Below are 21,130 nucleotides of genomic sequence, written 5' to 3' on the forward strand. Positions count from 1 at the left end.
GAATCCGGAATGCCGCGATATCCCGATCGAATTTCGTCGGAATACCACTCCATTCGTACCTGACCGCACATCTGCATCCCTATGCTGATCACGCTTCGCCGAAAGGGTGCGGAGAAATTTGGGGGGGATCTCGTATCCCTGTGACGAAAACCGAGGAATTCCTGTGAGACGTACGACCTCTGTCCTGCTGTCCCTGAGCGCCCTGGTGGCGGCCTCCGCCCTGGCCGCTCCCGCGGCGGCGGCCGCGCCGGTGGGCGACCGGCCGGCCGCCGCGCCCGCCGGCTGGGAGGCGGTGGACGCGTCCGCGCTGGCGCGCATCACCGACGACGCGGACGCCCGACGGGCCCCGCTCGCCGCCGGAGACAGCGCCTCGGCGGCGGCCGCGGAGCCCGAGCTGCTGGCCGTGCAGTCGGTCCGCAACAACCGCTTCGTGGCGACCGAGGTGAACTACCCCGCCCCGAACACCGGCGTGCAGCGCGCCCGTTCCGCCGAATTCGGCGGTTCGTGGGAGAGCTTCGCCTTCGAGTGGGACGAGGCCACCCAGACCTACGCGCTGCGTTCCCTCGCGAACAACCGCTACGTGGCCGTGGAGAAGAACTACACCGGCAGCGCGCAGAACGTCCTGCGCGCCCGCTCCACGAGTGTGGGCGGCTGGGAGCGGTTCGTCCTCTTCTACAACGAGAGCCTCGACCGCTACGCGCTCCAGTCGACGCTGAACGGGCTCTTCGTCACCATGGAGAACGGCTACACCGGTTCGCTCCAGTACGCGCTGCGGGCCCGCTCCGCCGAGATCACCGGGTCGTGGGAGGAGTTCGTCCTGTACGACATCGGCGCCTGAGGCAGGCATCCGTCCGGCCGTGTCAGGGCCGGACGGGCACCTTCCAGTCCTCGTCGGTGAGGTCCAGCAGCGCCTCGGTCGTGGCCGCGTCGGGCAGGGGCCCGTGGTCCCCGACCACCCGCAGCGCGGAGGCCGCCGTGATGTGGCCGAGGCGCAGGGCCCGGGTGAGGCCGGCGCCCCGCCACAGTCCGGCGAGGAATCCGGCGGCGAACGCGTCCCCCGCGCCCACCGGTTCGACGACGTCCGTCCTCAGGGCGGGCACCGTGCACGCGCCGTCCTCGGTGAACGCGGTCGCGCCCCGCCCGCCGTCCTTGACGACGAGGACGCGGGGGCCGCTGAGCAGCCCGCGGACATCGGCGGCGGTCAGCCCGGCGCCCCACAGGTCCTGTGACTCGTCGAGGCCGACGAAGGTGATGTCGGCTCGGTCGGCCAGGTCGCGGAGTACCGAGGGGGCGGTGTCCGGCGGCCACAGCGCGGCGCGGTGGTTGACGTCGAAACTGACCGCGTGGGGACGCTCCGCACGCGGCGCGTGCAGCGCCCGTTCCACCAGGGCCCGGCAGGACCCGGAGAGTGCCGGGGTGACGCCGGTCAGGTGCAGGAGGGCGGCCCCGCCGAGCCGGTCGTCGTCCAGGACGCCGGGGCCCAGGGCGGAGGCCGCCGAGCCCTTCCGGTAGTAGTGCACGCGGGTGCCCTCGGGGCCCGGGTCCTTCAGCAGCAGGCCGGTCGGCCGGGCCGGGTCGGTCCGCACGCCAGAGACGTCCACGCCCGCCTCCGCCACGGCCGCCCGCACGCGTCGGCCGAGCGCGTCGTCACCGACGGCCGACAGCCATGAGACGGGCAGCCCGTGGTCGGCGAGGTACATGGCGACGTTCGACTCGGCACCCGCCACCGAGAGGCGTACGGACTCGGCGCCGTCCAGGGTGTCGGGCGGGGCGGGCGACACGGCCGCCATGGTCTCCCCCACGCAGACCACGGGACCCGGTGCGGGACGCCAGGGGCTCGCGGCGCTCACGTCCGCGCCCCCGATGCCGTGCCCCGGGGTCCGGGACGGTCGGCGACCGGTGCCACCGCGCCGGGGGCGCGGGGCGACCGGTCCGGTGTCCGCGTCGGCGCGCCGTCCGGGCCGGGTGCGCCGGTCACGGCCGGGCCTCCCGGACGGCGGCGCGGAAGGCGCGGGCGCGGGCGCGGAGGCCGTCGAGGCTGCCGCCGTCCGCGGCGTCGCCGATCAGCGGGGAGCCGACGCCGACGGCGGTGGCGCCGGCCGCCAGATGGGCGCGGGCGGCCACCTCGTCGACACCGCCGACGGGCACGAGCGGTTCGTGCGGGAAGGGTCCGCGCAGCGCCTTGACGTAGTCGGGACCGCCGGCCTGGGCGGCCGGGAAGATCTTCAGTGCCGTGGCGCCGAGGGTGCGTGCCGTGAGGATGTCGGTGGGCGTCATGACGCCGGCCAGCACCGGCATGCCCAGCTCGCGGGCGGCGGGGACGCCCTCGCCCAGGCCGGGGGTGACGGCGAAGTCGGCGCCGGCCCGGTGGGCGGCCCGCGCGTCGTCGGCGGTCAGGACCGTGCCGGCGCCCAGCGGCCGGTCGGGGCCGAGGGCCTCCCTGGCACGCTCGATGACCCGGAGGGCGTCCTCGCCGGTCAGTGACACCTCGATGAGGTCCACGCCCTCCTCGGCCAGGGTCAGTACGGTGCGCAGCGCGGCGTCGGCGTCGGCTCCGCGCACGATGGCGACGAGTCGGTGGGCGGCCAGGGCCGCTCGCAGATCCACAGGAGGTCTCCTTCTCGGGGTGTTACAGGTCGGGCGTCGCACAGCGGCGGCCGTCGGCCAGGGTAGGACGCCACCGGAGCGCGCCGGGGGCCGGGACCCCGGTCACGTGATCGGCCCTCACCACTCGGCGAACGATCCGTCGGCGTGCCGCCACACCGGGTTGCGCCAGGCGTGCCCGTGGCGGTCGGCGGCGCGTACGGCCTTCTCGTCGACGTCGATGCCCAGGCCGGGCGCGTCGCTGCGGGGCGCGTGTCCGTCCACGAAGCGGAAGGGCTCGGTGTCCACGAGGTAGGTCAGCAGGTCGGCGTTCTTGTTGTAGTGGATGCCCCGGCTCTGTTCCTGGATGAGGAAGTTCGGCGTCGCGAAGGCGACCTGGAGGCTGGCGGCGAGGGCGATCGGGCCGAGCGGGCAGTGCGGGGCGAGCAGGGCGCCGTAGGTGTCGGCGAGCGAGGCGATGCGGTGCACCTCGGAGATGCCGCCGGCGTGCGAGAGGTCGGGCTGGGCGACGGCGACGCCCGCGGCGAGCACGGGCAGGAACTCGCTCCGGCCGTAGAGCCGTTCGCCGGTGGCGAGGGGGATGTCGGTGGCATCGGCGAGCCGGGACAGCAGGTGGCTCTGCTCGGGGACGACCGGTTCCTCGACGAACAGCGGGTGCAGCGGCGCGAGTTCGGCCAGGACCCGGCGGGAACTCGCGGCGGTGAAGCGGCCGTGGAAGTCGACGGCGACGTCGCGGTCCGGTCCGAGGGCCTCGCGGGCGGCGGCCACCCGGTCGACGACGGCCGCGGTCTCGGCGGGGGTCGTCAGGGGTGAGACGGCTCCGGCGCCGTTCATCTTCACCGCGGTGAAGCCGGCCTCCACCTGGGCGGCGATCTGCTCGGCGAGGGCGGCGGGCTCGTCGCCGCCGACCCAGGCGTAGACCCGGACCCGCTCGCGCACGGGGCCGCCCAGCAGGGCGTGCACGGGTGCCCCGTAGGTCTTGCCCGCGATGTCCCACAGGGCCTGGTCGAGGCCGGCGACAGCGCTGGACAGGACCGGGCCGCCTCGGTAGAAGCCGCCCTTGGTGAGGATCTGCCAGTGGTCCTGGATGCGCAGGGGGTCCTTGCCCATCAGCTGCTCGGCGAGGACGTCGACGGCGGCGCGGACCACCTCGGCGCGGCCCTCGACCACGGGTTCGCCCCAGCCGACCACGCCGTCGTCGGTTTCGACGCGGCAGAACAGCCAGCGCGGCGGGACCAGGAACGTTTCGATGCGGGTGATCTTCACTTAGCGGGGCCGCCTTTCCGTGTGGCCGGTGTTGCCGGTGACGCCTGTGCTGTCGGGGTCGCGCATGCCGTCGGGGTTGCCGATGCGCTCCTGGTCGCGGCCGGCCTGATCGAGCAGGGCGCGCATGGCCGCCTCCGCCGCCCGCGGGTCGCGGTCGCGGACGGCGTCGAGGACCGCCCGGTGGGCCGGTACCGGGTCGCCGCTGTGCGGGGAGCTGTGCACGATGCGGTCGCGGTGGGCGAGCCCGGACGAGATCACCATCTCCATGCGCTCGAGGAGTTCGTTGTGGGTGGCGGCGAGCAGGGCGCGGTGGAACGCGAGGTCGGCCGCCACGGCGCGGGCCGGATCGGGGTCCCCCTCCCCCATCGCGGCCAGCGCGGCGTCCAGCGCGGCGAGGTCGTCGTCGGTGCGGCGGCCGGCGGCGAGGCGGACGGCAGCCGGTTCGACGATGGCCCGCACCTCGGCGAGGTCGCGCAGCAGCGCGAGGTCGGAGCCGGCGCTGCCGCCGCCCTCGAACTGCCAGCGCAGGACGTCGGCGTCGAGCAGGTTCCAGTCGGCGCGGGAGCGGACGAAGGTACCGCGCTTCTGCCGGGCGTCGACCATGCCCTTGGCGGCCAGCACCTTCAGCGACTCGCGCAGCGCGGTCAGGCTCACGTCCAGCTCGCTCTGGAGCGCGACGAGGTCGAGCGTGGCCCCCTCGGGGATCCGTCCGCCCAGGATGCGGCGGGCGAGGGCTTCCACGGTCTGGCCGTGTACGCCGCGGCGGGCGTAGGGCGTCATGTCGTACGGCCTTTCCAGTACGGGGCGGGGCCAGATACTCGTCGACGGTGGCCTCGATTATTACTAATTTAATCAGAGAGCGCGGCGGTGGCTCCATCCGGTTGACAGGCGCGCCACGTTTTGCCCCATTCCTCCCGGTAACCCGTCTGGAGGACATCCGGATGCGACGAGGTGAGAACCATGCTGGTGCTGGGTCTCCTGCTGATGGCGGGCGCCGCCGCCTTCACGGGGCTGCTGATCGCGGACAACCTGTCCGGCGGTCCGGACTACACGGTGACCCTGATGGGGACCGAGCCCTTCACGATCAGCACGCTGGGGGCGTTCCTCGGCGGTATCGCGCTGACCCTGATCTTCGGCCTGGGCATGTGGATGCTGCTGGCCGGGACGGTGCTGGCCCGCCACCGCAGCAAGAAGCGCCGCACGGACCGGCTGGCCGCGCGGCAGGCCTACGCGGAGCGCGACGAACTCGCCGGCCGCCTGGAGGGCCGGGACGACCCCGCCGCCCCCACGGCCGAGCCCGCGGGGCACCGCAGGCCGCCCCTCCACCGGCCGGGGTGGCTCCGGCCGCACGGCCACTGACCCCGGCGCGCCGCGGCGACCGGCTCACGCGTGCGGCGTCGGCCGGTAGACCAGCTCCTGGATGTGGCCGTCGAGCGTCCGCCGGTCGATCAGTTCGAGATCGAAGTCGTCCGCGCCCCGGAAGACCGGGTCGAGCCCGCTCTTCCCCGTGATCACCGGGAAGAGCGTCACCTGGACGCGGTCGACCAGGCCGGCGGCCATGAGGGCCCGGTTCATCGACAGGCTGCCGTGGGAGCGCAGCGGCACCTCCGACTCCTCCTTGAGCCGGGCGACGACGTCGACGGCGTCACCGCTCGCGACGGTCGCGTCCGGCCAGTCGAGGGGTCCTTCCAGCGTCGTCGACACCACGGTCGTCGGCAGGTTCCGCATCCGGGTGACCCAGGGGTCACGCACGTCGGACCCCTCGGTGCTCTCGGCCAGCATCTGGGCGAACGCCCGGTACGTGTTGGCCCCGAAGACCATGCGCTGCTCCTCGTCGTACAGCGCGAGGCGGTGGTCGAGGAGCTCGGGGCCCTGCTTGCCCCAGTAGCCGGTCCAGTCGCCCCCGGCGGCACCGAAGCCGTCGAGGCTGGAGAAGACGTCGAACGTGTAGGTGGTGGTCATGATCGGCTCCTGAACTGCGATTGCGGTTGACGGCGTCCTGGAGATACAGACCGGCGATCGGGGCACAAGTCATCGGCCCGGAGCACACCGGCGACGCGCTCCACCGCCGCGCACCCGCTGGGGGGGGTTAACCCCACCCCGCATCCTGCCGGGCGCCCCATCGCACCGACTCGCCCGCCCCGGACATCCTGGTACGGCGCCGACACCGGCGACCCCGACGACCGAGGAGTCCACGTGATCGAACGCCGGCGAGCCCGAGGCCGCTTACTCACTCTGGCCATGGCGATGGCCATGACCGTCGGGGTCGCGGGGAGCGCGTCGGCAGGCAGCGCCCTCTCGGCCTCCCCCACGTCGGACCGGGCCCGGGCATCGGACCACGCCCGGCTGCGCGCCGTCCTTCAGCGCCTCACCACCGTCGACGGTGCGCCCGGAGCGCTCGCCGAAGTACGCACGAGGCGCGGCAGTACGGTGCTCACCAGCGGAGTCGCCGACGTGCGGAGCCGCACGCCGGTGCGTGGTGACAGCAGGTTCCGGCTCGGCAGCATGACCAAGCCGTTCGTGGCGACGGTCCTGCTCCAGTTGGTGGGCGAGCGGCGCGTGCGCCTCGACGCGCCGGTGGAGCGCTACCTGCCCGGTGTCGTCCGCGGACACGGCAACGACGGACGGGCGATCACCGTCCGGCAACTGCTCCAGCACACCAGCGGCGTACCCGACTTCCTCCAGTACCTCCGCCCGCAGGAGATCGTCGCGGACCCGCTGGCCCGGCGCGACACCCGCGAACTCCTCGACATCGCGCTCGCCCACCCCCCGACCTTCGCACCGGGGACCGGCTGGCGCTACTCCAACACGGGTTACCTCCTCATAGGCATGATCATCGAGAAGGTCACCGGACGTTCCTACGGCGATGAGATCCGGCGACGCGTCATCAGGCCGCTGCACCTGCACGACACGTTCGCGCCGGGCGACGCCTCCGGCATTCCCGGACCGCACCCGCGCGGGTATGCGCGGCCCGGCCCGGACGCGCCGCTCGTGGACGTCACCGCGGTCAGCCCGACGATCGGCGGCGCGGCCGGTGAGCTGATCTCCAGCGCCTCCGACGTCAACCGGTTCATGGCGGCGCTCCTGCACGGCGCGCTGCTGCGCCCGGCGCAGCAGCGGGAGATGATGCGGACCCGTCCGACCGGAGGCTCGGACGGCCGGGCCTACGGCCTCGGCCTGGAGAGCTCGCCGCTCCCCTGCGGCGGTCTCTACTGGGGACACACCGGTGACTTCCTCGGCTACGAGACGGCGACCGGCATCGCCGGCGGCCGGCAGGTGACCGTCATGGCGAACCTCGGCCCTGGCGCCTCGGACGCGCAGAGCGACGACATCGAGACGGCCGTCGAGACCGCCCTGTGCGAAGGCCGCCACACCTCAAACCGGTAGTTCCGCTTTCTGCCCGGCGCGACCCGGTCGGGCAGATTCCGGTGACCTGTTCGCCTCCCACGGCTGCCCCTTCGATCCTCCGCCCGCACGGCCGGTCGTCCCGCAACACCGCAGCCAGCGGCGCTACGCGCGGGTAACCGCGACTCCGCCCGGGCCGCCCCCGAACTCTCCATCATCCGCTCACAACCCCTCTACCCGGTCGACACGCCGAGGTGCGTAGCCTCTGAGCGCGTCGTCCGCTTGCGAGGGATGACGTCACTGAGTTAAGTCTTGCCCAAAGATTGATGTTCAGTTGTGAGGCACCCGGGCACTCTGGGGCACGTGAAAGAAGACAGCAGCGTGGAAGGCCGGCCCAAGGACATGACGTTCAGAACACCGTCAGCCCCCGCGCGAGGCGCCGCGTGACGCTCGGCACCCACCGTGCCCACCTCGACGGGTATGACAGTCCCCCCACTCCGCAGGCCGCGAACGAGCCGTTCCACCAGCCGCAGCAGGGCGCCCTCCCCCTTCCCCAGCCGCTGGGCCCGCACGAGTGCGACCTCGTCCGCCGCAGCGTCGCGGTGGTCGAACCGCAGGCCGGGGACTTGGCCGTGTACTTCTACGCCATCCTCTTCGTGCGCTACCCCGAGGTCCGTCCCCTCTTCCCGGAGAACATGGACGTCCAGCGGGACCGCCTGCTGCGCGCCCTCCTGCGGATCGTGGACCTGGTCGACTCGCCCGAGCACCTGGCCCAGTTCTGCTCCCGCCTGGGGCGCGACCACCGCAAGTTCGGTGCCGTGACGGCTCACTACGCCGCGGTGGGCGAATGCCTGCTGGAGACGCTCGCCCGGTTCGCCGGCCCCGCGTGGACCCCGGAGATCGCACTGGCCTGGGAGCGTGCCTACGGCATCGCCGCCGAGACGATGATCCTGGCCGCGGACAGCGACTCCCGGCTCCGGCCCGCCGTGTGGAACGCCCAGATCGTCGGCCATCGCCACCTGGGCAACGCGCTGGCCGAGGTCACGGTCGCCACCGACCCCGTCTATCCGTACCAGGCGGGCCAGTTCGTCAGCATGGAGACACCGTGGCGTCCCCGGGTGTGGCGGCACTACTCACCGGCCAACGCCCCCCGGCCCGACTCGACCCTGACCTTCCACGTCCGGCACGTCGCCGGCGGCCATGTCAGTCACGCCCTGGTGTACCGGGCGCGGATCGGCGACATGGTGCGCCTGGGGCCGCCCGAGGGTGACATGGTGCTGTCCGCGCCCTCCGGCCGCGATCTGCTGCTCGCCGCGGGAGGCACCGGGCTCGCCCCGATCAGGGCCCTGATCGAGGAGATCGCGAACGACCCGCACCGGCTCCAGGGCCGTCACGTGAACCTGTTCGTGGGCGCGCGCACCGGCAACGAGCTGTACGGGCTCGACGAGATGCTGCGCCTGTCCCAGCGGCACCACTGGCTGACGGTCCGGGCCGCCGTTTCCCACGAGCACATTCCCGGCGCCGAGGGCAACCTGCCGGACGTCATCGCGGCCTCGGGCACCGGCGCCCACGCGGAGGCGTACCTCAGCGGGCCGCCCGGCATGGTCGCCGCCGCGCGGCAGGTGCTCCTGCGGTGCGGGCTGCCCCCCGCCCAGATCCACCACGACCCGCTGGGCGTTCCGGTGCTGGACGCCCCTCTGGATCCAGGCCACCCGGAGAAGGAAGAGGACAACCGCATATGAACGACCGGCCCGCAGGCCGCCCCGGCTCCGCCGGCGAACGCCTCCTGCAGAGCCACCTGGGGACGGCCGACCGGGCCGCGACCTTCTACGACCGGCAGGTCCAGCCCCATCTCACCGATCAGATGCGCGACTTCGTCCGGCGTCAGACCATGGTCTTCCTCTCGACCGCCGACGCCGGCGGCAACTGCGACACCGGATTCCGGGCCGGGCCGCCCGGATTCGTCACCGTCCTCGACGAACACACGCTGACCTACCCCGAGTACCGGGGCAACGGGGTCCACGCGGGCAACGGGAACATCCTGGAGAACCCGCACATGGGCATGCTCTTCATCGACTTCACCCACCATCACATAGGGCTGCACGTCAACGGGGCGGCCCAGTTGGTGGGGGACGCCGAGCAGCGTCGCGTGTACCCGCATCTCCCGGTCGACTCGGCGCACGGCCGGCAGCCCGCCGTATGGGTGCACTTGAGGGTGGACGAAGCCTACGTGCAGTGCTCGAAGTACATCCCGCACCTCGAACCGGCTCCGCGGCCCCGCGGGCTGGCGGCGGACCGCCCCAAGGACAGCGACTACTTCGTCCCACCGGTGGCCGGTCGCGGGGAGTCCCGCGGCTTCCGTCCGGCGCCCACGGTGCCGATGGGATACTAGGCCGCCGGTGCCGGCCGTCCCGGCCGCGCTCATCCGGACAGTTCCTGCTCGACCCAGATGGTCTTGCCGGTCCGTCCGTACCTGCTCCCCCAGCGGCGGCTGAGCTGCGCCACCAGGAACAGCCCTCGCCCTCCCTCGTCGGTGGTGCGGGCGCGGCGCATGCGGGGCTGTGTGTTGCTGGGGTCGGAGACCTCGCAGATGAGGACGGAGTCGCGGATCAGCCTCAGCCCAACGGGGCCGCCCGCGTACCGGATGGCGTTGGTGACGAGTTCGCTGACGATCAGCTCGGTCACGAAGGCGCTGTCCTCCAGTCCCCACTCGGCGAGCTGGCCGGTGGCCGCCTCCCGCGCCCGGGCCACTGCCTCCGGGTCGGCCGGGAACTCCCATTGGGCCACGGCGTCCGCCTCCAGGGCGGAGGTGCGCGCGAGCAGGAGGGCCGAGTCGTCCGGCATGGGCTGCCTTCCGGCGCCGCTCGACAAGGTCTGCGCGAGGGCGGGCAGGTCGTGCCCGTCACGTTGCAACTGCTCAAGCCGGTTGGCGAGTTCGCGGGTGGAGCTGTCGATGTCGACGCCGTAGCGCCGGAGCAGTCCGTCGGTGTACAGGGCGATGACGGCGCCGGGCGGCACGTCGACGCTCCGGGTCTCGAACGGCAGGCCGCCGACGCCGAGGGGCGGCCCGGGCCGCACGGGGACCGGACCGACGCGGCCGTCCGGCAGGGCCAGCAGGGGCGGCGGGTGACCCGCGGCGGCCATCGTGCAGTGCCCGGCGACGGGATCGTGCACGGCCACCAGACAGGTGGCGCCGACCACGTCCCGGAACGCCGGGTCCTCCTCGGCGGCCAGCCGGGTCACCAGGTCGTCGAGGTGGGTGAGCAGTTCGTCGGGGGGCAGTTCCAGGTCGGCGAGCGTCTGCACGGCCGTGCGGAGCCGGCCCATGGTGGCGGTGGCGTGCAGCCCGTGGCCGATGACGTCCCCGACGACGAGGGCGGTGCGCAGCGAGGGCAGTTGGATCGTGTCGAACCAGTCGCCGCCGATCTCCGCGCCGCCTGCCGCGGGCAGGTACACGCCCGCCGTCTCCATGACCCGGGTCGCGTTGTGCGTCTGGGGCAGGAGACGCCGCTGGAGGGTGACGGCGGCACGGTGCTCACGGGTGTAACGCCGGGCGTTGTCCACCCCGAGGGCGGCGTGAGCGGCGATCTCGGTGAGCAGGGCGGCGTCCTCCTCGTCGAACGGCTCGACGTGGTCGGTGCGCCAGCAGGCCACCACCCCCAGCAGCAGGCCGCGGGCGAAGAGCGGGGCCACGGCCATCGAGTGACCACGATCGGGTGTCGCGACCCGTACGTGGGCGGGGTCGTTCAGAAGCCGTTCCAGGGCGGGCCGGTCCACCGTGATGGTGTGGCCTTCCTGGAGTTCCCGGACGAGCGGCACGTCCGGGAAGGCCGGCACCACCTCACCGAGCTGGAGCATGCCGGGTGGCCACGGGCCGTGGGCGATGCGGTTCGCGGCCCTGCGCAGGTGGAGGTCGCCCCCGCCGAAGGTCTTGGGCGGTTCCTCTCCCGTGAGGACGGCGTCGGCCAGGTCGACCCAGGCGACATCGGCGAAGTCGGGTACCAGCGTGTCGACGATGTCCTGAGCGGTCCTGTTGATGTCGAGGGTGCCCCCGATCTCGGCCGACGCCCGGTGGCGCAGTTCGCGTCGGCATTCGGCCTGCCAGTGTCTCGTCGCGTCGGTGATCAGTACCGCGACGCCCGTGGGACGCCCGTCCTCGTCCTCCGTCCGCACGGCCGAGACGGACAGCGACCAGTCGCCGAAAGGCGGCCGGGTCGACCTCACCCGCTGCTCGCGCGCCGCGGAGGGCACTCCGGTCTCCAGTACGCCCCGCAGAGCGGCCTCCGCCTCGGCCGCGTCGTCCGCGCCCATCACGTCGGACAGCCGGCTTCCCACGGTGAGCGCGGGGCCGGCGGCGCCGCGAACGAGGTTGGTCCGCACCACGGCGAGATCCGTGTCCCGGAGGACGAAACCGATGAGGTCCTGACCGAGCAGCGCCCTCGCCAGCGGCTCGTCCCGCGCGGGGCCGGCGGCGCGGTCCGCGTCGACGGCCAGGATCAGGGTGGGCCCGGCGCCGTGCAGCCGCTCGGCGCGGTAGCTCACCGTGATGACCTCGCCGGAACCGCACAGCACCCTGGTGTCGCCGCTGTCCGGCGGCGGGCCCGCGGTGGCCGCACGGGGCTCGGCCAGCAGGCGGAGAACGGAGCGGCCGAGGACGTCCGCGGCCGGCCGCGCCAGGAGCTCCTCGGCGGCCCGGGACCAGCCGACCAGGACGCCTCGACGATCGGTCAGCGCGGCCGCCACCCCGGCGGGCGACGCCCGGTCGTCTGCCCTGCTCATACCCATGTCGGGTCCACCGCCTCCTGTCGGGCCGGTGAACCCATCATGGCGCGCTGCCGGAATCTTCGCCTTTCCGCAGGTCAGTCCACGGTCCGCGCCGTCGAGCGGGTCGGCGTCCGGCCCGCCCCGGCCGGTCACGTCCCGAACGGGGCGGAGCGGCCTACGACGATCACGGCGGCGTCGTCGTCCAGGTGTCCGTCGACGTGGTGCATCAGGTCGCGCCGGAGGCGGTTGAGGAAGGCGGCGGGATCCTTCTCCGCCCAGCCGGTGATGCGCTCGGCCAGCGGATAGAAGGTGCCGGCGGAGTCGCGCGCCTCGGTGACGCCGTCCGTGTACAGCAGCAGCAGGTCGTCCGGCTCGAACGGGAAGCTTTCGACGTGGTAGCGGGGGTTCGCCAGGTGGCCCAGGCCGAGTGGAGGCGCGGGGTGCAGGACGCTCATCGTCACCGGCTGCCCGTCTCGGACGACGACGGGCGGCGGATGGCCGCAGGAGACCATCCGGACCCGCCCGTCCCGGTCGGGGACGTCCAGCACGGTGGCGGTGATGAACGCCTCCCCGTGGCGGCCCGGCTCCGTGAGGTCCCCGCACACGCTCCGGTCCAGGTGCCTCACCAGCTCCCCCAGCCCCGCCCGGCGGCCGGCCATGACGCGGAACGCTCCCAGCAGCAGGGCGGCGTCATTCACGGCGGTCAGCCCCTTGCCCCGCACGTCTCCGACGATCAGCCGGGTACCCGAGGTGGTGCGGACCGCCGCGTACAGGTCCCCGCCGATCTGGGCCTCCGCCTCCGCGGCGAGGTAGAGCGAGGCGAGGCGCAGGGGTCCGAGCTGCCCGGGGAGGGGCGGCAGGACGACGCGCTGGGCGGCCTCGGACACGTGCCGGACCTGTCTCAGCTCCTTCGCCCGGCGCTCCCGCACGACACAGAAGACGACGAGGCTGGCACCGACCAGCACCAGGGCGAGGATCTGTGCCTCGTGGTTGGCCGAGAGCAGTTCAGCGGGGTCGCGCAGAATCCCGATGACCGTCTGCGCGATCACCGCCAGCGCGGCCACCAGGGCCACCGTCCAGGGCCCGCCGAACAGGGGCGTGATCGCCGGGGCCGCGACGAGCAGCGGCCCCAGATGGATGTGGGGCGGCGCGAGCACGTCGACCACGGACACAGCGACGATCCACGCGATCGGGACGGCGACCAGCGGCCGCCGCGCGCGCACCGGCCGGCGAGGCTCTCCGAGGCGCTGCGACATGCCTCCTCTCTACACCGTCCCCGGTCCTCCCGCACCGGCGGGGAGCGGCGGAGCGACCACCCGTACGGGCGCACTTCGGCGCGGGTACGGCCAGCCTCTCCCCGTCGTGCCGACCGGATTGGATGATCGGTGCCGCCCGTCCGTCGCCGCGTGCGGCACGCACCCGGCCCGACACGTCGCCGCTGGAGGATGCCCGCATGTTCCGTTCGATGCGCACGGCGCCGGCCTCCGGGGAGGACGACCTCGCGGACCGGGACGACGGCGTTCGCACACCCCCCACGCGCACCGTCGTCCTGGTGACGGTGGCGGCGACGGTGGTGACGGTCGTCCTCGGGGTGCTGACCGGGACCGCCGTCCTCCTGCTCGGGCTGCTGGTGTTCCTGCCGGCCTTCGCCGCCGCGCTGTGCACCCCGGTCCAGACGGCGATGGTCTCCACCTGGGTGAGCGTCGTCGTGGTCGTGCCCGTGGCCCTGTCCGGGGAACGGATCGCCGACCGGGTGGTGCTGGCGCTGTTCGCCGTCGGCTTCGGCGCGCTGGCCGTGTACGCGGCCCGGCTGCGAGTCTCGCGCGAGGGGGCGCTGGTACGGCTGCGGTCGACCGCCGCCGCGATGCAGCGGCAGATCCTGCGGCCGCTGCCCCTGCTCACCGACGACGTACTCGTGGACGGCGTCTACGAGCCGGTGCAGCAGGACAAACTCGTCGGGGGCGACATCTACGACGTGGCGGCCACCCCGTGGGGCACCCGGGTGCTCATCGGCGACGTCCAGGGCAAGGGGCTCGCGGCCGTCGGCATGGCCATCGACGTGGTCGGCGCCTTCCGGGAAGCCGCCCACCGCGAACCGACGGTGACGGCCCTCGTCGACTCGCTCGAGGCGGCGGTGGTCCGCCACAACGACTACGCGGAAACGCGCGGCGAGCCGCAGCGATTCGTCACCGCCGTCGTCCTGGCGGTGGACGCCGGCACCGAGACCCAGCTCGTCACCTGCGGCCACGTCCCGCCGTACCTGCTGCACGACGGCACCGTCACCGCCGTCGGCGCGGGGACGGAGCACACCCCGCTCGGCCTGGCGGACCTGGTCGAGGAGGCGCGCACGGTGTCCTGGTTCCCGTTCCCGGCCGGAGCGACCCTGCTGCTGTGCACCGACGGCCTGACCGAGGCCCGCTCGGCCGGGGGCGCCTTCTACCCTCTGGAGTCCCGCCTCTCCGACCGGGCCGACATCACCGCGGGCCGGCTCACCGAGTCACTCGTCGACGACGTCCACGCCTTCACCGCGGGCACCCAGCAGGACGACCTGGCGGTCCTCGCCGTCCGCCGCTCCCCGCGCCGGGTACCGGGGTAGCCCGGTACCCGGAGCCTGCCCGCGCGAGGTCTACTCGTCGATCGCCGCCCCGAACCGCGCGTTGGCCGTCGGCGCCCCGAGACGTGCCCCGTCGTAGGTCCACGTGCCCTGGGCGACCAGACCCGACGACGACGCGGGCAGGACCCAGATGAAGCCGTCGTCGGTGTTCTCGCCCGGTGCCGCCGCCAGGAGCCCGAAGAGGCGGTCCTTGTTGGCGTCGATGAGCCGGACCTGGCCGCCCCAGCGGTCCGACTTCTCGGCCGCGCCGGGGATGGCGGCGAGCTGCTGGTCGAAGCTCTTCACCCCTGCGCTGCTGAAACCGGTCGGGTCGCCGCGCAGTACCCACACGGCACCCGCGTCGGGCACGCTGCCGATGTCCTCGCCGGGCGCTCCGACGGCGAGGTCCGGGTGACCGTCGCCGTCGGTGTCCCCGGCCGACAGATCGGCGCCCCACTGGTCGCCCGCCTCCGCGGTACCGGGCACGCCGGGCGAGTCCTGGGTCCAGTACTGCGCCGGCTCCGGTTCGAGTCCCGACAGGTCGCCGCGGCCCAGATAGAGGGTGATCCCGCCGCCCTTCGGTGCGCCGGCCCCCGTGTCACCGATGACGAGGTCGTCCTGCCCGGTGCCGTCCCAGTCGCCGGAGACCACGGCCGGACCGCCCGGGAACGTGCCCCCGTCACCGAGAGCGGTGATGTCCGGCGCGCCGTGCAGCACGTGCACCGACCCGGCGCCCGGTTGCTGCCCGGTGGTGACGCCGGAGACGGCCAGGTCGGCCCAGGAGTCCTCGTTGTAGTTGCCGTGGCTGAGGCTGCGGAACTCGAAGCCGCCGCTGCGCGGTGCGAGGTCCGTCGCCCGTATGCCGCGGTCGGACATGGCCGGCCGCTGCGCCCCCTGGCCGGGTGCGAGGGTGAAGAACAGCAGGGCGTCGTCCTCCAGGACGGCGATCGAGTCGCGCGGGTCGGCGTTCGGGTCCGCCGGGTCGGGGGCGGAGTAGCGGGCCGCTTCGACGGCCCGCCCGAAGTGGGCGCCCGCCCGCGGGTCGTCGTTCTCCAGCCAGGTGCTTTCGGATCCGTGCAGTCCGGTCGGCGATCCCCAGAAGATGACGGCGCCGCCCGCGTCGGACAGGCCGGTGAGATCCTCGCCCGGGATGCCGACCACGGCGTCGTCGTACCCGTCGTTGTCCAGGTCACCGGAGGCGACGGCCCCGCCGAAGCCGTCGCCGGCCTCGGCGCCGCCGGGAACGCCGGACACGTTCTGGTGGAGCACGCTCTTCTTCGTCGTGCTGAGACCGCCGGACGAGCTGTACTGCACGGTGACGTAGCCGGCGCCCGAGGCACCGCCCACCGTCGCACCGGGGGCGCCGGTCAGCACGTCGTCGAAACCGTTGCCGTCGTAGTCGCAGTTGCGCTGCTGCCACCCGATGGACGGGAACGGCACGGCAGCGGGGGCGGCCTGGGCCGCGGGGGCCGCGGCGACCACGCCGCCGCCGAGGGTGAGGAGTGCGGTGGCCGTGACGGCCGCCTGTCTGAGGTGACGCACAGGAAATCTCCCTGGTCTCCGAAACTGCCCACGGCCACGGGCCGGCCGCGTCGCGGGCGAGGACGTGCGGCCCCTCGCCTCCGGCCCGGAAGGGGGGCGCGACCGTGTGCGTCTCCCGCCGTCGGGCGGTACGGAGAGGCACGGACCTTGCTGCGTACACCAAGGAGACATCCGCGGTTGGCCAAAGGTTGTGCACGAGGCGGAATGCCCCGACGACGGGCGCGGGGCGTTCCTCGTGGCCACACCGGCCGGAGCGGTCCCGGCACCCTGGATCACGCGGCGGGGCCCGGTGGATCAACGGGCGGGGAAGGTGTCGGGAGTACGGACGCGGTCACGGATCCAGGCGCCGGCGGGCTTCAGCGGGGAAGTGCCGGCCCACGGCCCGTTCCTGTCGCAGGTGCCGGTCTTGAAGACGGCGCCGGAGCGCTGGTCGTCGGAGAAGTTCCAGTTCACCCAGCTGATCTTCTTGCTCGCCATGAGGTCGAGGTAGCGCTGGGACATGGCGAAGTCGTTGCTCCCCTCGCCGGCGTAGTTCTGCGTCCCGAACTCGGTGACGAAGACCGGGAGGGCGTCGGCGGCCCGGGCCAGGGTCGCCAGGTACTCGTCACGGTGCGAGTACGCGTAGAAGTGGAACGTGTACATGATGTTGGCGGCGCGGACGGGGTTGTCGACCACCTCGGACTCGTCGGCGCCCTCGGAGACGCCGAACGAGGACCAGGCGCGCGTGCCGACCAGGACCGGGGCGTCGGCGTCGACGGCGCGGATGGTCGGGATGATCTGCTCGGCGTAGCTCTTGACGCGGGACCAGCTCACGCCGCTGGGCTCGTTGGCGATCTCGTAGATGATGTTGTTCTTGTTCTTGTTGCGGTTGGCGATCTCGGTGAAGAACTGCCGGGCCTTGCCGAGGTTGGCGTTCGGGTCGCCCGGAGTGAGCATGTGCCAGTCGACGATCACGTACATGCCGCGGTCGGTCGCCTGCTGGACCAGGGAGTTCGCCAGGTCGGTGAAGCGCTTCGGGTCGGTTTCGTAGCCGCCCTCCTGCACGTAGGTGGAGACCCGCAGGACGTCCGCCTTCCAGTCCTGGGCGAGGGCGTCGAGCGAACCGCCGGTCAGGCAGTGCGGGTACCACTGGGTGCCGTGGCTGCTCATGCCGCGCAACTGGATGGGGTTGCCGCGGCTGTTGCACAGTTTGGTGCCGCAGACCCTGAGCTGACCGTTGGCGCCGACGGGGGTTTCCGCGGCGGGCGCGGTCGGCACCTGCCGTGCGGTGGTGGCACCGGCGCCGGGAGCCACGCCCAGGAGCAGGAGCAGGGCGCTGCCCGCGACGCCTGCCGACACAGAGGATCGCCATGAGGTGCGGTGTGCGTGCATACGAACTCCGTTCATGGGACTGTCTGATAGGAAACTTTCCTAACTCCAGGGAAGCAAGCGCCGCCCGTCCCATCAAGAGTGCCGACGACATCCGGCCGACAGGGCATTCACAGCGCCCTGTGAACGGGGCACATCCGCGCGAAGTCCGTGCCGTCCGGTCTTGACGCCCCGGAGAAGCGCCCCTACTTTCCCCTCAGCCTGAATCACATTGGCAATCAGCGGTCATTCATATGAACCAACACCCATCACGTCCAGGACTCAGGAGGTCCCCCATGCGCACGCGCTCCCGCTCGCTGCTCACCTCCCTGCTCGCCGTGACCGGCGGGCTGGCCCTGCTCCCCACGCCGGCCCCGGCCCTCGGGTCGGCGGCCGTCATCGAGGTCTCCACCGCCGCCCAGTTGAAGTCGGCGCTCGCGGCGGCCGCGCCCGGCGACACGATCCGGCTCGCCGACGGCACGTACACGGGCAACTTCAAGGCCACCCGGGCCGCCACCGCGGGGTCCCGCATCACGCTCACCGGATCGTCCAGGGCGGTGCTCACCGCCGGCGGCGGCTACGGCCTCCACCTGAACGCGGCCTCCTACTGGACGGTCCACGGGGTGACGGTGACCGGCGGCCAGAAGGGCATCGTGATCGACGCCGCGCGCGGGGTGGTCGTGGACGGCGTGACGGTCCACGGCCTGGACATGGAGGGCGTCCACTTCCGCAAGTCCAGCGCGGACGGCGTCATCCGCGACTCGCGCATCCACGACACCGGCAACGACGGGCGCGGCATGGGCGAGGGCGTGTACGTCGGCACGGCGAACACGCTCTCCGACAGGAGCGACAACGTACAGATACTGAACAACACCATCGGACCCGGCGTCGGCGGCGAGAACATCGACGTCAAGGAGGGCACCACCGGGACCCGGATCATCGGGAACACCTTCGACGGCGGCGGCCTCACCGGCGTCCACTACGACGACTCGTGGGTGGACGTGAAGGGCAACGACGTCCTGGTGGAGAACAACACCGGCACCCGGACCACGAACGACGGCTACCAGACGCACACCCAGCAGCCGGGGTGGGGCTGCGGCACGGTCTTCCGCAACAACAGGTCCGACCTGAGCGGCGCCGGCGGGTCCACCAGGCTGGCCGTCAACGTCACGAATTCCGGATCCGGTTGCCGTACCACGGTGTACGCGAGCAACACCGTGACCGGCGGCCGGGGGCTGACCAACATCGCGGTGACGCCGTGACACCGGCACCATGAGGGGGTGGCACCGACCCCCTCATGGTGCCCCGCCGGCTGACCCGGGGGGCGGGTCAGCCCGCTATGGAGTCCAGTTGCTCGGCGGCCGGGCGAAGTGCCCACAGATCGCCGCCGGGTGGCGTCTCCAGCAGGGGCAGGGCGCGCCGCGCGGCGCCGTCGCCGGCGTCCGCGGCCGCGTGCACGACGTCGCTCGCCGCGAACCGGTGGAACTCGAGCTCGGGGTGGGGCCAGGGCTCGCGGCCCGTCGCGGCGGGCAGCAGATACCGCACCGCCACGAACAGGCTCTGCCCCTGCGGGCCCCGGTGCGCCCATAGATCCACCCCGACGTTCTCGCCGATCGCCGCCAGCCGGGTGTAGGCGACGAGGTCGAAGGTGGAGTAGTGCCAGCTCCTGGTCCTGGCCAGTTCCAGCGGCTGGCTGCCGTCCGCCGCGATCTGGGCGTCCACGCGCCTGGCGGCGGCCTCGCGCACGGTGCGGCGGGCAAGTTCGCGGTCGCCCGTGGCGTACGCGAGTCCGGCCACCAGCATGTCGTAGAAGGTGCCGTGGTTGTTGGCGGCCGCGGCCTCCTGTTTCCCGAAGTCGCTGTTGCGCAGCCAGCCCAGGAAGTCGCTGTTCCACTCCCCCATCGCCTCCCGGTCGGCGCTGGTCCACGACGGCGCGCCCGTCTCCAGGAGGGCCACGGCGTCGACGACGGAGGTGTAGGACTGGGAGAAGTCGATGATGCCGATGGCCCGGCCGTCGTACTTGCAGGGGATGAACTGGGCGTGGTCCAGGTTGGGGTTCATCCGGGTGTCCGGGGAGAGGAACCAGGTCCGCAGGATGTCCGCCGCCTTGCGCGCGTACTGCCGCTCCCCGGTGTAGTACCAGGCGAGCGCGAGGTCGTACGAGGAGTCGAAGACCTTCTCCAGGTCCTGGCGGTCGGTACCCGAGTCCACCTCGGGGTTCCGTTCGCCGTCGCGCTGGACGTAGGGGCAGCCCCACGGATTGTCCGCGGTCGGGGTCCGGCTGGGCCACCAGTAGGGCGCCTGGCTCAGGTAGTCGTGGACGTCACCGCCGGGCGCCGGTCGAGGCTTGTCGACGACGGTCCAGGGGCCCTGGTCGAGCCACCGATCCGCTCTACGGGTCAACTGCCCGACGGCAGTGCGAAGTTCACGGTCACCCAGCGCGAGCCGGATCTTGGCGTACCGCATGCGTTCACCCGGAAGGACGGCGGTCCTGGGAGCACGGGCCACGGCGTGGACCGCGGAGGCCGGCTGCTCGGACATGGCCGGCCGCGCGGACGCGGCCGGGCCGACCAGGCCGACGAGCGTCACCGCCGCCAGCAGGGCCGTGATCGGGCGGAGTCGTCTACCCATCGCTCTCCGTTCATGAACATGAATGAGGTTCACGATTAAGGACGAGCAGAGACTAGGGGTGCCCTCCGGGTTTGGCAATGCGTCACGCGTCGGTGACCGGATCGGCGCCCGGCCGTGCCGCACACCCCCGCGAAGTCGGGTACTCGTCAGTCATGGCCAGTCTGACCATCCATGCGGTGGGACCGATCGACGCCGACACGGCGTGGCAGCGGTATGCCCGGCTGGACGCGTGGGCCTCGTGGGCTCCGCAGATCAGGTATGTGCACGCGGACCGCCGCCTGCTCGCTTCAGGGCTCACCGGTCAGGTGGAGTCGGTGGCCAGGATCAAGGTTCCCTTTCGGGTCGAGGCGGTCGACGACGAACGGCGTACATGGTCCTGGCGAGTCAAGGTCGGGCCGGTGCGGATGCGGCTGCATCACGAGGTGCACGCCTCCGAGGGCGGCTGCCGCACCGATCTCACCATGAACGGGCCCGGGCTCGTGCTGGCCGCCTACGCACCACTCGCCCGCTTCGCCCTGCGTCGACTGGTGAGGCGGTGAGGCGGCAGGTTTCCGACGCCGCTACGGCATCGCGTCACCACATCCCGGTCCCCGGCGCGCCCTTGAAGGGACCCCGCACCTCGGCCGTGATCCAGCCGCCGTAGAAGTCGCCCCTCTGCGCGCCGACCACTTGGTCGCCGACCGTGCATCGGTCCATCCGCCCGGGGTAGAAGGCGAGGAATCCGGCGATGCGCTCGTAGCCGGGTGCGGGAGCGGGATAGCTCCATGCGGCACTGGAACGCCGGTCGTCCCCCACCAGGACGTCCCAGTACGTCGCCTCGCCCTTCCACTCGCACCAGGTGGGTGCCTCGGCCGCCGGGCGCAGGAGGTCCGTGGTCACGTCCGACGGCGGTATGTAGAAGACCGGGGGGTGGCTCGTTTCCAGCACCTGGACGGCATGCCGTGTCTCGGCGACCACCCGACCCGCGCACTCGACGCGAACCACACGGCCGTCCTCCCGGAGCCCGGGCGGCCTCGGGTAGTCCCACACGGACTCCGG

19 protein-coding genes are annotated in these 21,130 nt (G+C 72.7%); 8 read left to right on the forward strand and 11 right to left on the reverse strand.

Translation table 11 applies throughout. The annotated features are described in order from the left end of the window. Positions 1 to 163 precede the first annotated feature (163 nt). Positions 164 to 838 carry a fascin domain-containing protein gene (locus ACZ67M_RS19510; RefSeq protein WP_125490582.1) on the forward strand — a complete coding sequence of 225 codons (675 nt, stop codon included), beginning with the start codon at positions 164 to 166 and terminating at the stop codon, positions 836 to 838. Positions 839 to 860: 22 nt separating this feature from the next. Here the strand turns inward: ACZ67M_RS19510 and ACZ67M_RS19515 are convergent, their stop codons facing one another. The 4 genes from ACZ67M_RS19515 to ACZ67M_RS19530 form a co-directional block, all read right to left on the reverse strand. Further along, the gene (locus ACZ67M_RS19515) at positions 861 to 1,850 is read right to left on the reverse strand and encodes a sugar kinase (protein ID WP_469851900.1); all 990 of its coding nucleotides are present in this window, start codon (positions 1,848 to 1,850) and stop codon (positions 861 to 863) included. Between the two features lie 124 nt (positions 1,851 to 1,974). Further along, positions 1,975 to 2,607: a bifunctional 4-hydroxy-2-oxoglutarate aldolase/2-dehydro-3-deoxy-phosphogluconate aldolase gene (locus tag ACZ67M_RS19520; protein ID WP_361359379.1), complete on the reverse strand. Its 633-nt coding sequence runs from the start codon at positions 2,605 to 2,607 to the stop codon at positions 1,975 to 1,977. 117 nt (positions 2,608 to 2,724) lie between these two features. Then, positions 2,725 to 3,870, reverse strand: a complete 1,146-nt coding sequence (dgoD, locus tag ACZ67M_RS19525; RefSeq protein ID WP_469851902.1) for a galactonate dehydratase — start codon at positions 3,868 to 3,870, stop codon at positions 2,725 to 2,727. Continuing rightward, a complete protein-coding gene (locus ACZ67M_RS19530) occupies positions 3,871 to 4,650 on the reverse strand; it encodes a FadR/GntR family transcriptional regulator (RefSeq protein ID WP_469851904.1) in 780 nt (259 codons plus the stop codon). 180 nt (positions 4,651 to 4,830) lie between these two features. Here ACZ67M_RS19530 and ACZ67M_RS19535 point away from each other — a divergent pair, with 180 nt between their 5' ends. After that, complete coding sequence (locus ACZ67M_RS19535; RefSeq protein ID WP_469851906.1) at positions 4,831 to 5,229, forward strand: hypothetical protein; 399 nt, start codon at positions 4,831 to 4,833, stop codon at positions 5,227 to 5,229. A gap of 24 nt (positions 5,230 to 5,253) precedes the next feature. Here ACZ67M_RS19535 and ACZ67M_RS19540 read toward each other — a convergent pair whose 3' ends face one another. After that, complete coding sequence (locus ACZ67M_RS19540; RefSeq protein ID WP_361359366.1) at positions 5,254 to 5,832, reverse strand: dihydrofolate reductase family protein; 579 nt, start codon at positions 5,830 to 5,832, stop codon at positions 5,254 to 5,256. Between the two features lie 279 nt (positions 5,833 to 6,111). Here ACZ67M_RS19540 and ACZ67M_RS19545 point away from each other — a divergent pair, with 279 nt between their 5' ends. The 3 genes from ACZ67M_RS19545 to ACZ67M_RS19555 all read left to right on the forward strand — a co-directional run bounded on the left by ACZ67M_RS19545 (position 6,112) and on the right by ACZ67M_RS19555 (position 9,607). Beyond that, positions 6,112 to 7,257, forward strand: a complete 1,146-nt coding sequence (locus ACZ67M_RS19545; RefSeq protein WP_451856090.1) for a serine hydrolase domain-containing protein — start codon at positions 6,112 to 6,114, stop codon at positions 7,255 to 7,257. Positions 7,258 to 7,658: 401 nt separating this feature from the next. Beyond that, on the forward strand, positions 7,659 to 8,957 hold the full coding sequence (locus tag ACZ67M_RS19550) for a globin domain-containing protein (protein WP_392017013.1): 1,299 nt from the start codon (positions 7,659 to 7,661) through the stop codon (positions 8,955 to 8,957). Further along, complete coding sequence (locus ACZ67M_RS19555) at positions 8,954 to 9,607, forward strand: pyridoxamine 5'-phosphate oxidase family protein (protein ID WP_392017010.1); 654 nt, start codon at positions 8,954 to 8,956, stop codon at positions 9,605 to 9,607. The genes ACZ67M_RS19550 and ACZ67M_RS19555 overlap by 4 nt, the downstream gene beginning before the upstream one ends. A 29-nt stretch (positions 9,608 to 9,636) precedes the next feature. Here the strand turns inward: ACZ67M_RS19555 and ACZ67M_RS19560 are convergent, their stop codons facing one another. Both ACZ67M_RS19560 and ACZ67M_RS19565 read right to left on the reverse strand, forming a co-directional pair. Beyond that, on the reverse strand, positions 9,637 to 11,994 hold the full coding sequence (locus ACZ67M_RS19560) for a SpoIIE family protein phosphatase (protein WP_469851908.1): 2,358 nt from the start codon (positions 11,992 to 11,994) through the stop codon (positions 9,637 to 9,639). A 134-nt stretch (positions 11,995 to 12,128) separates the two neighbouring features. Continuing rightward, complete coding sequence (locus ACZ67M_RS19565; RefSeq protein WP_469851910.1) at positions 12,129 to 13,235, reverse strand: PP2C family protein-serine/threonine phosphatase; 1,107 nt, start codon at positions 13,233 to 13,235, stop codon at positions 12,129 to 12,131. Positions 13,236 to 13,432: 197 nt separating this feature from the next. Between ACZ67M_RS19565 and ACZ67M_RS19570 the strand changes: the two genes are divergently transcribed. Then, positions 13,433 to 14,575 (forward strand): PP2C family protein-serine/threonine phosphatase, encoded by a 1,143-nt coding sequence (locus ACZ67M_RS19570; RefSeq protein ID WP_469851912.1) that lies wholly within the window; start codon positions 13,433 to 13,435, stop codon positions 14,573 to 14,575. Between the two features lie 30 nt (positions 14,576 to 14,605). On the opposite strand, the gene ACZ67M_RS19575 is transcribed toward ACZ67M_RS19570, so the two are convergent. Beyond that, positions 14,606 to 16,114, reverse strand: a complete 1,509-nt coding sequence (locus ACZ67M_RS19575) for an esterase (protein WP_469851914.1) — start codon at positions 16,112 to 16,114, stop codon at positions 14,606 to 14,608. Between the two features lie 294 nt (positions 16,115 to 16,408). Continuing rightward, positions 16,409 to 17,407 (reverse strand): glycoside hydrolase family 5 protein, encoded by a 999-nt coding sequence (locus ACZ67M_RS19580; RefSeq protein ID WP_469852056.1) that lies wholly within the window; start codon positions 17,405 to 17,407, stop codon positions 16,409 to 16,411. A gap of 350 nt (positions 17,408 to 17,757) precedes the next feature. Here ACZ67M_RS19580 and ACZ67M_RS19585 point away from each other — a divergent pair, with 350 nt between their 5' ends. Beyond that, positions 17,758 to 18,723, forward strand: a complete 966-nt coding sequence (locus ACZ67M_RS19585; RefSeq protein ID WP_469851916.1) for a right-handed parallel beta-helix repeat-containing protein — start codon at positions 17,758 to 17,760, stop codon at positions 18,721 to 18,723. 67 nt (positions 18,724 to 18,790) lie between these two features. Here ACZ67M_RS19585 and ACZ67M_RS19590 read toward each other — a convergent pair whose 3' ends face one another. Next, on the reverse strand, positions 18,791 to 20,092 hold the full coding sequence (locus tag ACZ67M_RS19590) for an alginate lyase family protein (protein ID WP_469851918.1): 1,302 nt from the start codon (positions 20,090 to 20,092) through the stop codon (positions 18,791 to 18,793). Positions 20,093 to 20,244: 152 nt separating this feature from the next. Here ACZ67M_RS19590 and ACZ67M_RS19595 point away from each other — a divergent pair, with 152 nt between their 5' ends. Further along, positions 20,245 to 20,631: an SRPBCC family protein gene (locus ACZ67M_RS19595; protein ID WP_392016990.1), complete on the forward strand. Its 387-nt coding sequence runs from the start codon at positions 20,245 to 20,247 to the stop codon at positions 20,629 to 20,631. Positions 20,632 to 20,665: 34 nt separating this feature from the next. Here ACZ67M_RS19595 and ACZ67M_RS19600 read toward each other — a convergent pair whose 3' ends face one another. Then, positions 20,666 to 21,121 carry a DUF427 domain-containing protein gene (locus tag ACZ67M_RS19600; protein ID WP_392239855.1) on the reverse strand — a complete coding sequence of 152 codons (456 nt, stop codon included), beginning with the start codon at positions 21,119 to 21,121 and terminating at the stop codon, positions 20,666 to 20,668. Positions 21,122 to 21,130: the final 9 nt, after the last annotated feature.

The sequence above is a fragment of the Streptomyces sp. NPDC107500 genome (genome assembly GCF_055582785.1).

What these genes read in the sequence shown, in the direction of transcription:
- ACZ67M_RS19530 (WP_469851904.1), bottom strand. Translation starts at nt 4,650, where the DNA reads ATGACGCCCTACGCCCGCCGCGGCGTACACGGCCAGACCGTGGAAGCC.
- ACZ67M_RS19595 (WP_392016990.1), top strand. Translation starts at nt 20,245, where the DNA reads ATGGCCAGTCTGACCATCCATGCGGTGGGACCGATCGACGCCGACACG.
- ACZ67M_RS19590 (WP_469851918.1), bottom strand. Translation starts at nt 20,092, where the DNA reads ATGGGTAGACGACTCCGCCCGATCACGGCCCTGCTGGCGGCGGTGACG.
- ACZ67M_RS19570 (WP_469851912.1), top strand. Translation starts at nt 13,433, where the DNA reads ATGTTCCGTTCGATGCGCACGGCGCCGGCCTCCGGGGAGGACGACCTC.
- ACZ67M_RS19545 (WP_451856090.1), top strand. Translation starts at nt 6,112, where the DNA reads ATGGCGATGGCCATGACCGTCGGGGTCGCGGGGAGCGCGTCGGCAGGC.
- ACZ67M_RS19535 (WP_469851906.1), top strand. Translation starts at nt 4,831, where the DNA reads ATGCTGGTGCTGGGTCTCCTGCTGATGGCGGGCGCCGCCGCCTTCACG.
- ACZ67M_RS19585 (WP_469851916.1), top strand. Translation starts at nt 17,758, where the DNA reads ATGCGCACGCGCTCCCGCTCGCTGCTCACCTCCCTGCTCGCCGTGACC.
- ACZ67M_RS19540 (WP_361359366.1), bottom strand. Translation starts at nt 5,832, where the DNA reads ATGACCACCACCTACACGTTCGACGTCTTCTCCAGCCTCGACGGCTTC.
- ACZ67M_RS19560 (WP_469851908.1), bottom strand. Translation starts at nt 11,994, where the DNA reads ATGAGCAGGGCAGACGACCGGGCGTCGCCCGCCGGGGTGGCGGCCGCG.
- ACZ67M_RS19565 (WP_469851910.1), bottom strand. Translation starts at nt 13,235, where the DNA reads ATGTCGCAGCGCCTCGGAGAGCCTCGCCGGCCGGTGCGCGCGCGGCGG.
- ACZ67M_RS19555 (WP_392017010.1), top strand. Translation starts at nt 8,954, where the DNA reads ATGAACGACCGGCCCGCAGGCCGCCCCGGCTCCGCCGGCGAACGCCTC.